The 18,414-nt window shown below is 72.3% G+C and carries 13 protein-coding genes and 1 pseudogene; 5 read left to right on the top strand and 9 right to left on the bottom strand.

Features of this window, described 5'->3' with window-relative positions; all coding sequences use genetic code 11:
- Positions 1-101: 101 nt before the first annotated feature.
- Positions 102-542: an SRPBCC family protein gene (locus tag AQI88_RS14555; RefSeq protein ID WP_066997837.1), complete on the top strand. Its 441-nt coding sequence runs from the start codon at positions 102-104 to the stop codon at positions 540-542.
- A gap of 407 nt (positions 543-949) precedes the next feature.
- Here the strand turns inward: AQI88_RS14555 and AQI88_RS14550 are convergent, their stop codons facing one another.
- The 5 genes from AQI88_RS14550 to AQI88_RS14530 all read right to left on the bottom strand — a co-directional run bounded on the left by AQI88_RS14550 (position 950) and on the right by AQI88_RS14530 (position 7,670).
- A complete protein-coding gene (locus AQI88_RS14550) occupies positions 950-2,101 on the bottom strand; it encodes an XdhC family protein (protein ID WP_066997834.1) in 1,152 nt (383 codons plus the stop codon).
- A gap of 49 nt (positions 2,102-2,150) precedes the next feature.
- A complete protein-coding gene (locus tag AQI88_RS14545) occupies positions 2,151-3,608 on the bottom strand; it encodes an NCS2 family permease (protein ID WP_066997831.1) in 1,458 nt (485 codons plus the stop codon).
- 206 nt (positions 3,609-3,814) lie between these two features.
- Positions 3,815-6,199 carry a xanthine dehydrogenase family protein molybdopterin-binding subunit gene (locus AQI88_RS14540; protein ID WP_066997828.1) on the bottom strand — a complete coding sequence of 795 codons (2,385 nt, stop codon included), beginning with the start codon at positions 6,197-6,199 and terminating at the stop codon, positions 3,815-3,817.
- Between the two features lie 2 nt (positions 6,200-6,201).
- Positions 6,202-6,777 (bottom strand): (2Fe-2S)-binding protein, encoded by a 576-nt coding sequence (locus tag AQI88_RS14535; RefSeq protein WP_066997825.1) that lies wholly within the window; start codon positions 6,775-6,777, stop codon positions 6,202-6,204.
- A complete protein-coding gene (locus tag AQI88_RS14530) occupies positions 6,777-7,670 on the bottom strand; it encodes an FAD binding domain-containing protein (protein WP_066997822.1) in 894 nt (297 codons plus the stop codon). The genes AQI88_RS14535 and AQI88_RS14530 overlap by 1 nt, the downstream gene beginning before the upstream one ends.
- A gap of 346 nt (positions 7,671-8,016) precedes the next feature.
- Between AQI88_RS14530 and AQI88_RS14525 the strand changes: the two genes are divergently transcribed.
- Positions 8,017-9,690, top strand: a complete 1,674-nt coding sequence (locus AQI88_RS14525) for a PucR family transcriptional regulator (RefSeq protein WP_066997821.1) — start codon at positions 8,017-8,019, stop codon at positions 9,688-9,690.
- Positions 9,691-9,856: 166 nt separating this feature from the next.
- Positions 9,857-10,624 (top strand): hypothetical protein, encoded by a 768-nt coding sequence (locus AQI88_RS14520; RefSeq protein ID WP_066998137.1) that lies wholly within the window; start codon positions 9,857-9,859, stop codon positions 10,622-10,624.
- A gap of 167 nt (positions 10,625-10,791) precedes the next feature.
- On the opposite strand, the gene AQI88_RS14515 is transcribed toward AQI88_RS14520, so the two are convergent.
- On the bottom strand, positions 10,792-11,610 hold the full coding sequence (locus AQI88_RS14515) for a GntR family transcriptional regulator (protein WP_066997818.1): 819 nt from the start codon (positions 11,608-11,610) through the stop codon (positions 10,792-10,794).
- A 583-nt stretch (positions 11,611-12,193) separates the two neighbouring features.
- On the opposite strand from AQI88_RS14515, the gene AQI88_RS14510 reads away from it, so the two are divergent.
- Positions 12,194-13,237, top strand: coding sequence for a DUF2637 domain-containing protein (locus AQI88_RS14510; protein WP_066997815.1), 1,044 nt, complete (start codon positions 12,194-12,196; stop codon positions 13,235-13,237).
- A gap of 92 nt (positions 13,238-13,329) precedes the next feature.
- Here AQI88_RS14510 and AQI88_RS14505 read toward each other — a convergent pair whose 3' ends face one another.
- From AQI88_RS14505 to AQI88_RS14495, 3 genes are all read right to left on the bottom strand, one after another.
- Positions 13,330-13,779, bottom strand: coding sequence for an ATP-binding protein (locus AQI88_RS14505; protein WP_066997812.1), 450 nt, complete (start codon positions 13,777-13,779; stop codon positions 13,330-13,332).
- Positions 13,780-14,108: 329 nt separating this feature from the next.
- On the bottom strand, positions 14,109-15,851 hold the full coding sequence (locus AQI88_RS14500) for a pyruvate dehydrogenase (RefSeq protein ID WP_066997808.1): 1,743 nt from the start codon (positions 15,849-15,851) through the stop codon (positions 14,109-14,111).
- Positions 15,852-15,921: 70 nt separating this feature from the next.
- Entirely contained in the window at positions 15,922-17,307 is a 1,386-nt protein-coding gene (locus AQI88_RS14495) for a protein phosphatase 2C domain-containing protein (RefSeq protein WP_066997805.1), read from the bottom strand.
- Positions 17,308-17,756: 449 nt separating this feature from the next.
- Here AQI88_RS14495 and AQI88_RS14490 point away from each other — a divergent pair.
- A pseudogene (locus AQI88_RS14490) lies at positions 17,757-18,360 on the top strand (TrmB family transcriptional regulator); the annotation flags it as partial.
- Positions 18,361-18,414 lie beyond the last annotated feature (54 nt).

Below are 18,414 nucleotides of genomic sequence, written 5' to 3'. Positions count from 1 at the left end.
CTGTTCCCGGATACGACTTCTCACGGACACCCGGCTGCGCCGGACGGCTGAGCCCGGGGTGAAGGCGCAGGTGACCGGCGCCCATTCCCTACGATCGTGCCGTGCCCACCTTCTCTTTCGAACGTACGGCCCCGCTCCCTCTGGACGAGGCGTGGCGCCGGCTCACGGAGTGGCCCCGCCACGGTGCCGTGGTTCCGCTGACCCGGGTCACCGTGGTCACTCCTGCACCGACCCGGGAGGGCACGCGCTTCGTGGCCCGTTCGGGCCTTGGCCCCCTCGCCTTCAACGATCCCATGGAAGTCACGATCTGGCATCCGCCGGTGGACGGTGAGCCCGGACTGTGCCGCCTGGAGAAGCGCGGCCGCATCGTGCTGGGGTGGGCCGAGATCGAGGTCCGGCCGGGACCCGGCGGCCGGACCCGCGTGGTGTGGCGGGAGGAACTGCGGATCCGCTTCCTCCCCGGCTTCTTCGACGGCGTCCTGGACCGAGCGTCACGCGCGGTGTTCGGGCGAGCGGTGAACCGACTCCTCAGGCGAGCGTGAGACAGGGCGGGCCCCGTGAGTAAATCCGGCTCGGCCCCTTCCTCCGGTCGTCTCGAGTCCGGCCACCCCAACCGCGAGCCCCTCTCCCCGAGGGCGCGCACCCCGCCGCGCACCGGGCCGTCTTCCGTGAAGACCGCCCGCGGCGAGCCGCGTTGCCACCGCGCCCTGACGCCGAGGCCCAGGAGGTGGGCGGCGCCAGCGAGTTCCCTGGCCGTGCGGACGAGGACTTGAGCGCACCGCGATCGATCCGGCGCCGAACGCCACGGCCATGGTGAACAGGCAGGCGCCGAGCGTGTTACCCACGACGGTGGACAGCGCGGGCCCGCGCCCGTGAGCGAGCGCCCGATCACGACTCCGGGCACATACGGGGGGCGGCGTCGGCCCGCAACCCCGTGGCCCACGGCGCCTCAGGCCACCGAGCCGATCCGCGCCGCCGGACGCGAGGCTGCGTCGTGGTGGATCGGGGTGTGGGCTCCGGTCAGGGAGACCCCGGTGCCGCCGCGGCGGTGCGCGACGATCTCCGCGGCGACGGACAGTGCCGTCTCCTCCGGCGTGCGGGCGCCGAGGTCGAGGCCGATCGGGGAGCGCAGGCGGGCCAGTTCGAGTTCGGTGACGCCCACCTCGCGCAGGCGCTCGTTGCGGTCGAGGTGGGTGCGGCGGGAGCCCATCGCGCCGACGTAGGCGACCGGCAGGCGCAGGGCCAGCTCCAGCAGCGGTACGTCGAACTTGGCGTCGTGGGTGAGGACGCACAGGACGGTACGGCCGTCGACCTCGGTGCGCTCCAGGTACTTGTGGGGCCACTCGACGACGATCTCGTCGGCCTCCGGGAAGCGGGTGCGGGTGGCGAACACCGGGCGGGCGTCGCACACCGTGACGTGGTAGTTGAGGAACTTGCCGACGCGCACCAGGGCTGAGGCGAAGTCGATGGCGCCGAAGACGATCATGCGGGGGGCGGGCACCGACGACTCGACCAGGACCGTGAGCGGAGCGCCGCAGCGCGAGCCCTGCTCGCCGACCTCCAGGGTGCCGGTGCGGCCCGCGTCCAGGAAGGCGCCGGCCTCGGCGGCGACCGTACGGTCCAGTTCGGGGTGGGCGCCGAAGCCACCGTCGAAGGAGCCGTCGGGGCGGACCAGGAGGGCCCGGCCGCGCATCTCGGCCGGGCCGTCCACGATCCGCGCGACCGCCGCCGCCTCCCCACTGGCGGCGGCGGCCAGCGCGGCCGCGACCACCGGCCGGACGGGACCGTCCGCCCGGACCGGTGCGATGAGGATGTCGATGATGCCGCCACAGGTCAGGCCGACGGCGAAGGCGTCCTCGTCGCTGTACCCGAAGCGCTCCAGGACGGTTTCGCCGTCCTCGAGCGCCTGCCGGCACAGGTCGTACACGGCGCCCTCCACGCACCCGCCGGAGACCGAGCCGATGGCCGTGCCGTCGGCGTCCACCGCGAGGGCGGCGCCGGGCTGGCGGGGGGCGCTGCCGCCGACGGCCACCACGGTGGCGACGGCGACGTCACGGCCCTGCTCGACCCACCGGTTCAGCTCCTCGGCGATGTCCAGCATCTCTCGGTCTCCCTGACGGGGTTGCGTGGGAAGGGCGTTGGCGGGCCGGCTAGTGGATGCCGAGCCAGCCCTCGATGGGATGGAGTGCGAAGTAGACCAGGAAGATGACCGTCAGGCCCCACATGAAGGCGCCGATCTCGCGGGCCTTGCCCTGGGCGGTCTTGATGGCCACGTAGGAGATGACACCCGCGGCGACACCGGTGGTGATGGTGTACGTGAACGGCATCAGGACGACGGTCAGGAAGACCGGGATGGCGGTCGCGCGGTCGGCCCAGTCCACGTGCCGGGCGTTCATCAGCATCATGGCGCCGATGACGACCAGGGCGGCGGAGGCGACCTCCTGCGGGACGATCGCGGTGACCGGGGTGAAGAACAGACAGGCCGCGAAGAACAGGCCGGTGACCACGGAGGCCAGGCCCGTTCGGGCGCCCTCGCCGACGCCGGTGGCCGACTCGATGAAGACCGTCTGGCCGGAGCCGCCCGCCACGCCGCCGATCGCACCGCCGGCACCGTCGATGAACAGCGCCTTGGACAGGCCCGGCATGCGGCCCTTGTCGTCGGCCAGGTTGGCCTCGGTGCCGACGCCGATGATGGTGGCCATCGCGTCGAAGAACCCGGCGAGCACCAGCGTGAAGACGATCATGCCGACGGTCATCGCGCCGACCTTGCCCCAGCCGCCGAACTCGACGTGCCCGAAGAGCGAGAAGTCGGGCATCGAGACCGCGCTGCCGTGCAGTTCGGGGGCGCCGTTCGCCCACTGCTTGGGGTCGATGACGCCGAGCCCGTTGAGGACGGCGGCGACGATCGTGCCGGAGATGATGCCGATCAGGATGGCGCCGGGAATGTTCCGGGCCTGGAGCATGAAGATCAGCAGGAGGGTGCCGGCGAAGAGCAGCACCGGCCAGCCGGCGAGTTCACCGGCGGGGCCGAGGGAGACCGGGGTGTGCGCGCCCTGGTGCACGAAGCCGGCCTTGTAGAAGCCGATGAGGGCGATGAACAGGCCGATGCCCATCGTGATGCCGTGCTTGAGCGCGAGCGGGATCGCGTTCATGATCATCTCGCGCAGGCCGGTGACGACCAGCAGCATGATGACGACGCCGTACATCACGCACATACCCATGGCCTGCGGCCAGGTCATGTTCGGGGCGACCTGCGAGGACAGGACGCCGGAGACGGAGAGGCCGGCGGCGAGCGCGAGGGGCACCTTGCCGAAGAAGCCCATCAGCAGCGTGGTGAAGGCCGCCGCGAACGCGGTCGCGGTGATGAGGGCCTTCTGGCCGAGCGTGTCCCCCGCCGCGTCCTTGCCGGACAGGATGAGGGGGTTGAGCAGAAGGATGTAGGCCATCGCCATGAAGGTGGTGATGCCGCCGCGGACCTCACGCGAGACCGTGGATCCTCTTCTGGATATGTGGAAGTACCGATCGAGCCAGGCACGCCCGGCCGGGACGCGGTTGCCATCGCCCGCGTCGTCGGCTGCGGTCCTGGGCTCCACTGACTGCTGGGTCATGGTGCCATCTCCCAAGGTTCACAGGGGCACCCGTGCCTCCTGACGGGCACGGGATTTGGGGAATGGACGACCCGGGGGACGGCCCGAGACGAACAAATTTCCTGGTACTTCAAGGACCGCGAGCGGTGCGGAACTCAAAGGGGGTTCCTCCGGGCGGCGCGGCGGAGTGTGTGACGTTCCCTCACGCCGCCCGGAGAGTTTGGGTGTTACGCGGTCCCCGTCAGGTGCTCGGGCCGCACCGGAGTGCGGTTGAGCTCCAGCCCGGTCGCGTTCCGGATCGCCGCGAGGACGGCCGGGGTGGACGACAGGGTCGGGGCTTCGCCGATGCCGCGCAGCCCGTACGGGGCGTGGTCGTCGGCGAGTTCGAGGACGTCGACCGGGATGATCGGCGTGTCGAGGATGGTCGGGAGCAGGTAGTCCGTGAAGGACGGGTTCCTGACCTTGGCGGTCTTGGGATCGACGATGATCTCCTCCATCACCGCGATGCCCATGCCCTGGAGGGTGCCGCCCTGGATCTGGCCGAGGACGGACAGCGGGTTGAGCGCCTTGCCTACGTCCTGGGCGCAGGCCAGCTCGATCACCTTGACCAGACCCAGCTCGGTGTCGACCTCGACGACGGCGCGGTGCGCGGCGAAGGAGTACTGGACGTGGCCGTTGCCCTGGCCGGTGCGCAGGTCGAAGGCCTCGGTCGGGCGGTGCCGCCACTCGGCCTCGATCTCGACGGTCTCGCCCTCCAGCACGTCCGCCAGGTCGGCGAGGACCTCGCCGCCGTCGGTGACGACCTTGCCGCCCTCCAGGAGCAGCTCGGCGGTGGCCCAGGCGGGGTGGTACGTACCGAACTTGCGGCGCCCGATCTCCAGGACCTTCTCGCGGACGAGCTCGCAGGAGTTCTTGACGGCGCCACCGGTGACGTACGTCTGCCGCGAGGCGGAGGTGGAGCCGGCGGAACCGACCTGCGTGTCCGCCGGGTGGATCGTCACCTGCGCGACGCCCAACTCGGTGCGGGCGATCTGCGCGTGGACGGTGACACCGCCCTGGCCGACCTCCGCCATCGCGGTGTGCACGGTGGCGACGGGCTCGCCGCCGATGACCTCCATGCGCACCTTGGCGGTGGAGTAGTCGTCGAAGCCCTCGGAGAAGCCGACGTTCTTGATGCCGACCGCGTAGCCGACACCGCGGACGACGCCTTCGCCGTGGGTGGTGTTGGACAGACCGCCGGGCAGCTGCCGTACGTCCGCGCCCTCGCTGCTCTCCCACTGGCGCTCCGGCGGAAGCGGCATCGCCTTGACGCGGCGCAGGAGTTCGGCGACAGGCGCAGGGGAGTCGACCGGCTGCCCGGTCGGCATGATGGTCCCCTGCTCCATCGCGTTGAGCTGCCGGAACTTCACCGGGTCCATGCCGAGCTTCTTCGCGAGCTTGTCCATCTGTGCCTCGTAGGCGAAGCACGCCTGGACCGCGCCGAAGCCGCGCATGGCGCCGCAGGGCGGGTTGTTGGTGTAAAGGGCGATGGCCTCGATGTCGACGTCGTCGACGACGTACGGGCCGACGGAGAGCGAGGAGGCGTTGCCGACGACGGCCGGGGAGGCGGAGGCGTAGGCGCCGCCGTCCAGGACGATCCGGCACTTCATGTGGGTGAGCTTGCCGTCCTTGGTGGCACCGTGCTCGTAGGAGAGCTTGGCCGGGTGCCGGTGGACGTGTCCGAAGAAGGACTCGAAGCGGTTGTAGACGATCTTCACGGGCTTGCCGGTGCGCAGCGCCAGCAGGCAGGCGTGGATCTGCATCGACAGGTCCTCGCGGCCGCCGAACGCGCCGCCGACGCCGGCCAGCGTCATGCGCACCTTGTCCTCGGGCAGGCCGAGGACGGGCGCGATCTGGCGCAGGTCGGAGTGGAGCCACTGGGTGGCGATGTAGAGGTGGACGCCGCCGTCCTCCTCGGGCACGGCGAGGCCGGACTCGGGGCCGAGGAAGGCCTGGTCCTGCATGCCGAAGGTGTACTCGCCCTCGACGATCACGTCGGCTCGCTTGCGGGCCTCCTCCACGTCGCCGCGGATGATCGGCTGGCGGTGCACGATGTTCGGGTGCGGGACGTGGCCGATGTGGTGGTCGTCGCGGTTCTCGTGGATGAGGATCGCGTCCGGGGCGGTCGCGGAGGCCTCGTCGGTGATGACGGGGAGCTCCCGGTACTCCACCTTGATCTTGGCGGCGGCGCGGCGGGCCGTCTCCGGGTGGTCGGCGGCGACGATCGCGACCGGCTCGCCGTGGTGGCGTACCTTGCCGTGGGCGAGGACCGGGGTGTCCTGGATCTCCAGGCCGTAGTTCTTCACCTCGGTGGGCAGGTCGTCGTAGGTCAGGACCGCGTAGACGCCGGGCGTGGCGAGGGCCTCGCCGGTGTCGATCGAGACGATCTCGGCGTGGGCGACGGTGGAGCGCAGGATCTGGCCCCAGAGCATGTCCTCGTGCCACATGTCGGACGAGTACGCGAACTCGCCGGTGACCTTGAGGGTGCCGTCCGGGCGGAGCGTGGACTCACCGATGCCGCCCCTGGTCCGGGAGCCCTGTGTGATCTTCGTGGGGGCGCCGTTGGTAGGCATCGTCAGACCCCCTCTGCCTGCCGGGCGGCCGCCAGGCGGACCGCGTCCATGATCTTCTCGTAGCCCGTGCAGCGGCACAGGTTGCCCGACAGCGCCTCGCGGATGTCCGCGTCGGACGGGTTCGGGTTGTGCTCCAGCATCTCGTCGGCGGCGACCAGCAGACCCGGGGTGCAGAAGCCGCACTGGACGGCGCCGGCGTCGATGAACGCCTGCTGGATCGGGGAGAGCTCGGTGCCCTCGCCGGTCTGCGAGTCGGAAGCCGGCTTGGCCTGCCACTGCTGGGCGTCCTGCAGCGTCGTACCGCAGGCACCGGTGCCGCAGGAGCGCTCCTTGGCGTAGTCCGCCAGGCCCTCCACGGTCACGACCTCGCGGCCCTCGACCTGGCCGGCCGCGACCAGGCAGGAACACACCGGGACGCCGTCCAGGCGGACCGTGCAGGAGCCGCACTCGCCCTGCTCGCAGGCGTTCTTGGAGCCGGGCAGACCCAGGCGCTCGCGCAGGACGTACAGAAGGCTCTCGCCCTCCCAGACGTCGTCGGCTTCCTGCGGACGTCCGTTGACGGTGAAGTGGACGCGCATTACGCAGCTCCCTCAGAGGCGCGGCGGGCGCCGCGGTACGACTCCCAGGCCCAGGTGAGCGTCCGGCGGGCCATGACGCCGACCGCGTGGCGGCGGTAGCTCGCGGTGCCCCGGACGTCGTCGATCGGGTTGCAGGCGCCGGAGCACAGCTCCGCGAACTGCTTGGCGACCGACGGGGTGATGATCTTTCCGTTGTCCCAGAAGCCGCCCTCTTCCAGGGCCGCGTTCAGGAAGTCCTCGGCGGTCTTGGCCCGCACGGGGGTCGGGGCGGCGGAGCCGATGCCGGTCCGGACGGTGCGGGTCTGCGGGTGCAGGGCGAGACCGAAGGCGCACACCGCGATGACCATGGCGTTGCGGGTGCCGACCTTGGAGTACTGCTGCGGGCCGTCCGCCTTCTTGATGTGGACGGCGCGGATCAGCTCGTCGGGCTGGAGAGCGTTGCGCTTGACGCCGGTGTAGAACTCGTCGATCGGGATCAGGCGGGTGCCGCGGGCCGCCGACTCCGCCTCGACCTGGGCACCGGCCGCGAGGAGGGCGGGGTGGGCGTCACCGGCGGGCGAGGCCGTGCCGAGGTTGCCGCCGACACCGCCGCGGTTGCGGATCTGCGGGGACGCGACCGTGTGCGAGGCGAGCGCCAGGCCCGGCAGCTCGGCACGGAGATCCTGCATGATCCGGGTGTACGAGACGGAGGCACCCAGCCGTACGGTGTCCTCGCCGACCTCCCACTCGGCGAGGTCGCCGATGCGGTTGAGGTCGAGCAGGTACTCGGGCCGGCGGTGGTCGAAGTTGATCTCGACCATCACATCGGTGCCACCCGCAATCGGCACGGCGGTGGGGTGCTCGGCCTTCGCGGCGAGCGCCTCCTCCCAGCTGGCGGGGCGAAGGAAGTCCATGACCGGCCCTCTCCTTCTTCGTCTCGGGGGTCGTGCAGATTGAGCCAATCCGTGTGCGGCGGGCCCGGCTCGTTCATGTCCTGTTAACGCGGAGTGGACTCAGTACACCGCCCCGTACTCCGGCGGGGTCAGTCACGGAAACCATGAAGGAGTTGGCTGGCCACGGTGGGCATCTTGTAGATTCGTATGAACGGAGGTCATCGGTAACCTCTCCGTTTTCCTCGGGAAACGCAGGACACAGCCCGAAAAACCCGGAGTAGGGCCTGCGCGTCCCCGCGCCGGGTCCCTCCCCCGTCACCCATCAAGATTCATCGTAGGTTTCGAGACAAAGAACGGCGGCGACAAGATGCGGCTTCGCGCACTTCTGGACACCGATGCGCTGGGCCTGCGGCTGCTCGGCGGCGAGGACGAACTGGACCGCTCGGTACGCGGGGTCATGACCACAGACCTGCGCGACCCGAGCCGCTACCTCGCGGGCGGCGAGCTGGTGCTGACCGGCCTGGCCTGGCGCCGGGACGCGGACGACTCCGAGCCGTTCGTACGGCTCCTGGTCCAGGCCGGGGTGGCAGCACTGGCGGCCGGCGAGGCCGAGCTGGCCGATGTGCCCGACGACCTGGTGCTGGCCTGCGCCCGGCACCGGCTGCCGCTGTTCGCGGTGAACGAGTCGGTGGCGTTCGCGACGATCACCGAGCACGTCGTACGGCAGGTCTCCGGCGAGCGGGCCGGGGACCTCGCGGCGGTGGTGGACCGGCACCGCCGGATGATGACCTCGGGCCCGGCGGGCGGCGGCCCGGACGTGGTCCTGGACCTGCTCGGCTCCGACCTGGACCTGCGCGCCTGGGTGCTCTCCCCCACCGGCCGGCTGATCGCGGGACCGAAGGTCGCGGGCCCGGCGCTGGCGCCGGAGACCTGCGCCAAGCTCGCCGCCGAGCACCTGGCGGCCGCCCGCACGGGCCGCCGCGGACCGCACCGGGTGCTGCTGGACGGCGCCCGGTACTCCCTCTTCCCGATCCGCTCCTCCGGCCGCTCCCCGCAGGCCGCCAGGGACGTCCGCGAGACGGTCCTGTCGGACTGGCTGCTGGCCGTCGAGGCGGACGCGGGCGATTGGCCGGAGGAGCGCCTCGACCTGCTCCAGGGCGTCACCCAGCTGATCGCGGTCGAGCGGGACCGCCGGGACGCGGCACGCACGGTACGGCGCCGGCTGGCCCAGGAGGTGCTGGAGCTGGTGCAGACGGGCGCCGCGCCCGCCGAGATCGCCGCGCGCCTGAGGGTGGCGGCGCCGGTGCTGCTGCCCGGGCTCGGGACGGCCCCGCACTGGCAGGTGGTCGTGGCCCGCGTCGAGTGGGAGGGCGCGGAGGTCGAGAGCGGCCCGGTCGCCCAGTCGCTGCTGGAGGAGGTCCTGGTCGACCCGCAGGCCACCGGCCCGGAGCCCTCGGACCGCATCGCCGTCGCGCACACGGGCGACGAGGCGATCGCCCTGGTGCCCCTCCCGGCGGTCTCCGCCGAGCACGACGGCCCGGAGACCGGCCTGCTCGCCGACGCGCTGCTGCAGGCGGTACGGGAGTCGCTGTCGGCGGGCCTGAACGACGACGGGCGGCTCACTCTCGGCGTGAGCGCGGCCGTGCACTCGGCGGAGGGGCTGCGCGGTGCGCTGGAGGAGGCCCGGCACGCCCGCCGGGTCGCGGCGGCCCGCCCCGGCCGGGTCTGCGCGGCCGGCCACCAGGAACTGGCCTCGCACGTCCTGCTGCTCCCGTTCGTCCCGGACGACGTCCGCCGCGCCTTCACCGCCCGCCTGCTGGATCCCCTGACGGACTACGACCGCCGGCACCGGGCCGAGCTGATCCCCACCCTGGAGGCATTCCTGGACTGCGACGGCTCCTGGACCCGCTGCGCCACCCGCCTCCACCTGCACGTCAACACGCTGCGCTACCGAGTGGGCCGCATCGAGCAGTTGACGGGACGGGACCTGTCGCGCCTCGAGGACAAGCTGGACTTCTTCCTGGCGCTGCGCATGAGCTGAGGTCACAGGGGCGTGGGATGGCCAAACCAAGTCACGCCAATGTCCCAGCACTTTGTGAAATCTTTCACCCACCCTCTTGGCCCGGCCCCGCCATTGGTGCTGGAATGCCGCCACCACTCAACAGCTCGATGGCGTGCTCGGGGAGGGCAACGTGGCGCATTCCGCCATGTCTGGTAACGGAACGACCGCCGGTGACGATCCTCTCCAGACCGCGGTGTGGCGGCTGCGCTCACGGGCCTGCTGGGCGGATGCGGCGGCCCTGCTGCCGGCCGACACCCCGACGGCCTCGCTCCAGCGGGCCTCGCTCCTGGTCGAGCGGTGCCTGTACACCGAGCGGGGCTGGGAGGAGGCCGAGGACGCCCTGCGTACGGCCGAGGCGCTGGCGCACACCGACGAGGAGCGGGGGGCGGCCGCCTGCGAGCGCGGCCAACTCGCCTACGCCGCCACGCTGCACGGCGTACGGGACCGGGCGGACGAGGCGCGGGCCGCGCTGGGGCGGGCGGCGGCGCTGATCCCTCCGGGGGGTGCGGGCCGGGCCCTGCTGGACTTCCGCCGAGGCCTGCTGGCCGAGAACCTGGCCCGCTCCCCGCAGGCGGCCCGCGCCGCGTATCGCCGGGCCCACGCGGGTGCCACCGCGCAGGCCGACCCGCTGCTGCTGTCCTTCACCTGGCGCCACCTCGCCGGACTCGCCCTGCGCGACGGCGAGTTGGCGGAGGCGCGGCACGGCTTCGCCGAATCGCTGCGGATCCGGGAGGAGTTGGGCTACTTGGTGGGCACGGCTCCTGCGCTGGCCTCCTTGGCGGACGCGGAGTCCGAGCCGGAGGCGTCCCGCTTGCGGGAGGAGGCCCGGCGACTGTTCCGGTTGCTCGGGGGTGTGCCGACCTGGCTGGCCCGCCAGTTGACACCGCCTACGCCGGGGGCGGCGACGGCTTAGCGGCGGGGGGCTGCGGTTTCGACGCCGGCTGCGAGCCGGTGGGGGCCGATCGCGCAGTTCCCCGCACCCCTGAGGGGCGGGGAACTGCGCGACCAGCCACGACGGACCCGCACCCGGCAGACGCACCGCGCCTCGACGGCGAGCCCCCGCACAGCCGGGGGAACGGCTCAGCTCGCGCCCGCGAAGTGCTCCCCCACCAGCGCCCGCACCCCGTCCACGTCACGAGCGATCAACGCATCCAGCAGCGCCGTGTGCTCCGCCGCGTCCGCCACCAGCTCCGCCCGGCCGTGCCGTACCGGTCCCCCGACCAACGGCCACTGTGACCGGCGATGCAGATCCTCCGCGATCTGGACCAGCTGCTCGTTGCCCGACAGGGACAGCACGGCCCGGTGGAAAGCCCTGTCGGACTCCGCGTAGGTCGCCGCACAGCCGGAGGACGCCGCGCGTGCCGTCTCCTCCGCGAGTGGACGGAGCTCGGCCCACCGCTCGGCGGGCACCGTGCGGGCGAGCCGCAGCATCACCGGGACCTCGATCAGCCCCCGCACCTCGGCCAGCTCGGCCAGCTCCCGCGCGCCACGCTCGACGACCCGGAACCCGCGGTTGGGCACGACCTCGACCGCGCCCTCCAGTGCGAGCTGCTGCATGGCCTCCCGCACCGGTGTCGCCGAGACCCCGAAGCGCTCGCCGAGGACCGGTGCCGAGTAGACCTCGCCCGGCCGCAGCTCGCCCGCCACCAGCGCCGTCCGCAGCGCGTCGACGATCTGGCCGCGCACCGAGGACCGCTGCACGACGGCCCGCGGCTGCGATGGGGGCGCCCCCGCTCGAGCGAAGCCGAGAGTGGGGGACGGCTGCTCACTGTGCGTGTGCTCGCCCCGCGCGCCCGGCTCGACGGTGTCCCGTTCCCGGGCCATGTCCCTCGCGCGCTGCTGCACCGGCACCCGGGCGGCGCCCTGCGTCCCGGCGGAGCCCTGCACACCCTGCTTCACGGGGCCTCCTCCGGCTGGTCGGCACTTGGGTCATTAACGGCGGGTTGTTACTTGTCCGTCAAGCACCTTAGGCGCACAAGGCGACAGTTCAAATTTCCCCAAGGATGAGTAAGGCTAGCCTTGCCTAATCGATTACCCCTGCACCGCCTGGCCGACCAGCCTGCCGATCACCGCCCCGCGGTCCCCGCACCGCCGCCTGCGCACGTTCCGCGCGGTCCACCCCGCGGGCACCTGCAACAGCGTTCGCATCGCCAAAACCCCTGCCATCGCGCCTGCCTGATGGTCCGTCAGGTCCCGAGCACGGCGCCGCGTCCTCTAGGATCGTCGGGATCGGACCGCCCGCCTCCGGACAGCCACTTCACAACTTCCTCACCAGTCACAGGAACTTTCCGAAGAACCATCCGTACGGGTAGTCTTATTCGAACTCAACTCCCGCCCCTCAAGCGGCAGTTCGAGCAGATCGCCGCCCTGGGCATCCCCTTTCATATTTATGGCGGCCTCTTGCCCCGAAACCCCCTGAGGGCCGTCGGGAGTGGGCCACTATGGCGGGCGTTACGCCCTATCCCAATGCAAGGGACCCCTGATGAGACTGACCGACATATCGCTGAACTGGCTGCTACCCGGCGCCGTACTGCTCCTGGGCATGCTGGCGGCGGTGGCGGTGCTCGCGCGCGGCAAGCGCTCCTCCGGGGAGAACGCTGGCGCGGACGACTCGTGGGAGCGCAGCGAGGAGCGCCGCAGACGCAAAGAGGCCGTCTACGGCACGGCCTCCTATGTGCTTCTGTTCTGCTGTGCGGCGGTGGCGGCCGCACTTTCCTTCCACGGCCTGGTCGGCTTCGGCGAGCAGAACCTCGGGCTGACCGGCGGCTGGCAGTACCTGGTGCCGTTCGGCCTGGACGGCGCGGCGATGTTCTGCTCCGTCCTCGCGGTGCGCGAGGCCAGCCACGGTGACGCGGCCCTCGGCTCCCGGATACTCGTATGGCTGTTCGCCGCGGCCGCGGCCTGGTTCAACTGGGTGCACGCGCCGAGGGGCGTGGGGCACGACGGCGCGCCGCAGTTCTTCTCCGGCATGTCGCTGTCCGCGGCCGTCCTGTTCGACCGCGCACTGAAGCAGACCCGCCGGGCCGCCCTGCGCGAGCAGGGCCTGGTGCCGCGTCCGCTGCCGCAGATCCGTATCGTGCGCTGGCTGCGGGCTCCCCGCGAGACCTACCGGGCCTGGTCGCTGATGCTCCTGGAGGGCGTGCGCAGCCTGGACGAGGCCGTCGAGGAGGTCCGCGACGACCGGCGGCAGAAGGAGGAGGCGCGGCAGCGCCGGCGCGACCAGCAGCGCGTGGAGCGCGCCCAGCTCAAGGCCATCAGCCGGGGCCATCGCGGCTTCGTCGGCCGCACCGTCGGCCGCCAGGTCGAGGTGCAGGCCGTGGAGCGCGGCCCCGCCCAGGCCACCGCGGAGCCTGCCATATCGGCGCCGGAGCAGCTGCCCGTACGCTCTCGGCCCTCCCTTCAGCCGGCCCGCAAGGGCGCTGAGCAGATCGCCGTCGACCTGACCGCAGAGGACGACACGATGGCCCTGCCGCGCCTGGACTCCCTGGAGCGCAAGCTGAAGGACCTTGAACAGCAGTTCGGCTAGGACATCGGCTCAGCGCGGGGCGGGGGCGTGACCACACGGGTCACGCCCCCGCCCCGTTGCCGCATCTGTTGCGCATCCGGCACCGGACGGCCTCAGGCGGCCTCGGCGCCGAGTTCGAACCACACCGACTTGCCCACCCCGTGCGGCCGTACGCCCCAGGCGTCCGCGAGGGACTGCACCAGGACCAGCCCCCGGCCGTGGGTGCCGTCCCCCGTGTCCGGCGCGCACGGGCGCGGCCTGCGGGCCACGAAGTCCCGTACCTCCACGCGCAGTCCGTGCGGTGAGACGACGGCGGTCAGGACGGCGTCGTCGTCGGTGTGCACGAGTGCGTTGGTGACGAGTTCACTGGTGAGCAGTTCGGCTATGTCCGAGCGGCCGGGTTTGCCCCAGTGCCGCAGCAGCTCGCGCAACTCCCGGCGCGCCTCGGGCACCGCCCTGAGGTCCGCCCGCCCCAGCCTGCGCATGAGCTGGGGCGCATGCACCCGATCCGTGATGGTGTCGGTCCCTTCCCCCGCCTTCACCGAGGAGGCCCCGATGGCCATGGGACCGCCCCCTCGCGCCTGCCTCTTCATGGCCCCCGCCCGCATGTTGCCGAACCTGCCCCTCCTGGTCGAACATGTTCACGGGAATCCATGCCCACCCGTCCTGTGGGCACGCATGGGCGTCCGCCCGACGGCCGTCTGTTCGGCCACGCCCGTACGGCCGCCCGGCCGCCCCTGCGGCTCCCCCGCACCCGCGCCAGGCCCGCCAAGGCCGCCCTACCACGCCACCCGCGCCCCATCCCGGCCGGGCACGGCCGTCCGGCGGCGGAGGCCGACGGGTCGTCACATGGCGTGAATCTGGCCGGAAACCATCGCTCCGGTCGGCCCGTTCAGGGCCGGGGGACGTTGCGCAGATTGGAGCGGGCCATCTGGAGCATGCGGCCGACGCCGCCGTCCAGCACGATCTTCGAGGCCGACAGCGCGAACCCGGTGACCATCTCCGCGCTGATCTTCGGCGGGATGGACAGCGCGTTGGGGTCGGTGACGATGTCCACCAGGGCGGGCCCCTTGTGCCGGAAGGCGTCCTTGAGCGCCCCGGCGAGCTGCTTGGGCTTCTCCACCCGCACCCCGTGGGCGCCGCAGGCGCGGGCGACGGCGGCGAAGTCGGGGTTGGTGTTGGCGGTGCCGTACGAGGGCAGGCCCGCCACCAGCATCTCCAGCTCGACCATGCCGAGGGAGGAGTTGTCGAACAGCACGACCTTGACCGGCAGGTCGTACTGCACCAGCGTGAGGAAGTCGCCCATCAGCATGGAGAATCCGCCGTCGCCGGACAGGGAGACGACCTGTCGGCGCCGGTCGGTGAACTGGGCGCCGATCGCCATGGGCAGCGCGTTCGCCATCGAGCCGTGCGAGAAGGAACCGATGATCCGGCGACGGCCGTTGGGCGAGAGGTAGCGGGCGGCCCACACATTGCACATGCCGGTGTCCACCGTGAAGACGGCTTGGTCGTCGGCGACTTCGTCCAGTACCGCGGCCACGTACTCGGGGTGGATCGGGATGTGCTTGTCGACCTTGCGCGTGTACGCCTTGACCACGCCCTCCAGCGCGTCGGCGTGTTTCTTCAGCATCTTGTCGAGGAAGCGCCGGCTGGTCTTCTCCCGCACCCGCGGGATCAGACAGCGCAGCGTCTCGCGGACATCGCCCCACACGGCGAGGTCGAGCCGGCAGCGGCGGCCGAGCACCTCGGGCCGTACGTCGACCTGGGCGATCTGCACGTCGTCCGGCAGGAAGGCGTGGTACGGGAAGTCGGTGCCGAGCAGGATCAGCAGGTCGCACTCGTGGGTGGCCTCGTAGGCGGCGCCGTAGCCGAGCAGCCCGCTCATGCCGACGTCGTACGGGTTGTCGTACTGGATCCACTCCTTGCCGCGCAGGGCGTGTCCCACGGGCGCCTTGATCCGCTCCGCGAACCGCATGACCTCGGTGTGCGCGCCCGCCGTGCCGCTGCCGCAGAAGAGGGTGACCTTGCCTGCCGCGTCGATCATCTCCACGAGCCGATCGATCTCGGCGTCGCCGGGCCGGACGGTGGGCCGGGAGGTGACGAGGGCGCTCTCGGGGGCCTTGTCCGGGGCGGGTTCGGCGGCGATGTCGCCCGGCAGGGACACCACGCTCACCCCGCTCTGGCCGACCGCGTGCTGGATGGCGGTCTGCAGCAGCCGGGGCATCTGCTTCGGGCTGGAGATCAGCTCGCTGTAGTGGCTGCACTCCTGGAACAGCCGGTCCGGGTGGGTCTCCTGGAAGTAGCCGAGGCCGATCTCGCCGGCCGGGATGTGCGAGGCGAGGGCGAGCACCGGGGCCATGGAGCGGTGGGCATCGTACAGGCCGTTGATGAGGTGCAGGTTGCCCGGGCCGCAGGAGCCGGCGCAGGCGGCCAGCTTGCCGGTGATCTGGGCCTCGGCGCCGGCCGCGAAAGCGGCGGTCTCCTCGTGGCGTACGTGGATCCAGTCGATGGCGGAGTTGCGGCGGACGGCGTCCACGACCGGGTTGAGGCTGTCGCCGACGACGCCGTAGAGGCGGCGCACGCCGGCCCGGACGAGGATGTCGACGAACTGTTCGGCGACGTTCTGTTTGGCCATGGCTGTCGGCTGCCCCTTCGGTGTCCCGGGATCCGCCCCCTCCCGTTCCATCAATCCACAGGGGCCGCGGTTACGCCTCCCACACGGCCGCCGCCGTACGGTCGTCGGCGTAGCCCTTCACCCGCACCTGGACGTCCGCGAGGAACGCGGCGAGGCCGGGCGCGGTAGGGCTGGACCAGCGCCGGGCCAGGTAGGCGCAGAGGGCGGGCTCGCCGCGCAGCGGGTCGGCGAGCCCGCCGGTGCACATCACCAGCACATCACCCGGACGGGCTACCGAGGCGCGGAAGCGGAAGGGTTCACGGGGCGGCTCGGGGGCCGGCTCGTACGGGCTCGGCGGGGTCGGGATGCCGAGGTCCATGGTGAGCCGGTCGCCCTCCGGGGTCTCGGCGGGCGACGAGCCGAAGCCGAGGACGGGTCCGCCGGCGGTGTCGGCGGGGGACACGCGCGGCTCGATGTCCTGCCACTCGCCGTTCCGCAGCCGGAACAGGCCCCCTTCGCCCGCGCCGAAGAACACGCGGGTGCGGCAGTCCGGGTCGGCGGGCAGCAGCAGACAGCGCAGGCTCGCCGTGTACTCCTCGGGGTCCAGGTCCTGTTCGACGGCGTCGGCCCGCAGTCTGCCGAGACTGCGGTCGGTCAGACGGTGCAGTCCGGACTTCAGCTCACCGCGCCGGGCGGCCCGGACGTCCTCGACCAGCCTGCGATGACTGCGGCCCACGGCCTGCCCGATCAGCCGGCAGGCCTCGGCCGCCGCCAGATGCGCGCCCGGTGTGGCCCGCGCGCCGGTCGCCATCGCGACGAGGAGCAGCGCCTGCTCCCCCGTCCCGAACCGTGCGGTGAGCAGCGCGTCCCGGCGCGGCTCGCCCCGGAACCGCCCCGAGTCCCCGCGCGACGACACGGCCCGCAGCGTGCAGGCCCCGTACCGGGCACCGTCCAGCACGGTGTCTGAGACCAGTTCGCCGAGGTCGTCGGGGTCGGCGGCGGGCAGAGCGGTGGGCTCGGGGTCGTAGGTGGGGGGTCCGGAGCCGACGTAGTCGAGGGAGGAGGGGGGTGGGGCCGGGAGGTCGAGCGGGGTGGCCGGTGCGGAGGGCTGGTCCGCGGCTTCGGCCGGCACGGGTGGGAAGGCCGGCGGTGTCGCGGGCTCGCGGGGTGGGGGTTCCCAGGGGGCGCGCTGCCTGGGTGGCGCGGTGCCCAGGGGCGACGCGGTGCCGGTTCCGGTCGGACCGGGCGGCGGGGACGTGGTGGGAGTGATCGGAGTGATCGGTGGTGACGCGGCTCGCTGTGACGGGACCGCCGCCCCGCCGGGCCGCCCCGTCACCGCGTTCTTCGCCGAGGCGAAGCGGTCGTCCAGGGAATCGGGCGCGGCCGTGGGGCCCGTGTCCTCGGTGGAGTCGTCGTCGTACAGCTGTCCCCACCAGTCGTCCTCATGACGGGCGGGGCTACCCCCCTGCTGGCTCATGCCCCTAATTGTCCACCGCACGGGCCGGTTGAAAACGGGGCATCGGGAAAATCCGGCGCACGAGCGCGCCCCGAACGGCGCATCGAGGGACAGCCCGAACTCCCGTACGGGAGAAGGGAGAAGGCCGCCGGGCGGCCCCACCCCCCACGGGAGGACCGCCCGGCGACATCCGCAGTGGCCCGGCCCCGCATCCCCTTCGTGCGCTCGCGCACGTGCGGGCCCGGGTCACCGACCCTTGCGACCAGTGCCGCCGAGGGCGCCGGCCGAATGGCCTGATGATGGCTTGGTCTCCTGGGACGCGGCTGTGAGCCGTGAACACGGCCGCGCGTCCTCGGGTGCTGCCGCCTGCGCAGAGGGACGATGATGGGCGGCGCGGGTTTGTGCCATGGCCGGTTTCCACCGGGGCGCGGGGCGCGGACGGCTGGTTCTCAGGGCCGGGACGTGGGTCGATGCCGGCAGCGACAGGCCTGGACGAGACGCACGGGTCGGGGTACCGGGCGCTGGTGTCCCTGCGCGCCACGGAGGTGGCCGATCCGGACACCGAGCGCGCGCTGCGCAGGCTGGAGCGGCAGGGTCTGGCGGCCCGGTCCCCGGCCCGGCCGGGCCGCCCGGGGTGGCTCTGGGCGCGCTGCTCACCCGGCAGCGGCACGAGCTGGAGAAGGCGGAGCCGACTGCAGCGCTGTCGGCCGGGGAGTACCGGGCGGCGGCCGCCTGGCCAGAGGTGCACCGACCTGGTGGAGGTGGTGACCGGCGCCTCGGCGCTCGCACAGCGCTTCCTCCGGCTCCAGCTGGGCGCCACCGAGGAGGTGTGCGCGCTGGTCACCCGCAAACCGGGTGGTGGTCTCCGGGATGGACAACGACGCGGAGGAGCAGGCGGCCGGGCGCGGGGTGCGCTACCGGGTGGTGGTGGAGCGCTCGGTGCTGGACCTGCCGCACGGGCTCACCGAGCTGACCGCCGCGCTCGGCCGGGACGAGCAGGTGCAGGTGGTGGACCGGGTGCCGACCAGACTGGTGGTCGCCGACTGCTCCCTGGCCACGGTGCAGCCGCTGACCGGCCTGACGACCCGGTTGCAGTGGGGCCGGCAGGCCTGCGAGCGGGGCTGGGTG

The organism is Streptomyces cellostaticus (assembly GCF_001513965.1).
Classification (GTDB): Bacteria; Actinomycetota; Actinomycetes; order Streptomycetales; family Streptomycetaceae; genus Streptomyces; species Streptomyces cellostaticus.
Note: the sequence above shows the minus strand (reverse complement) of the source record. Positions and strands in the feature narration are given on the sequence as shown.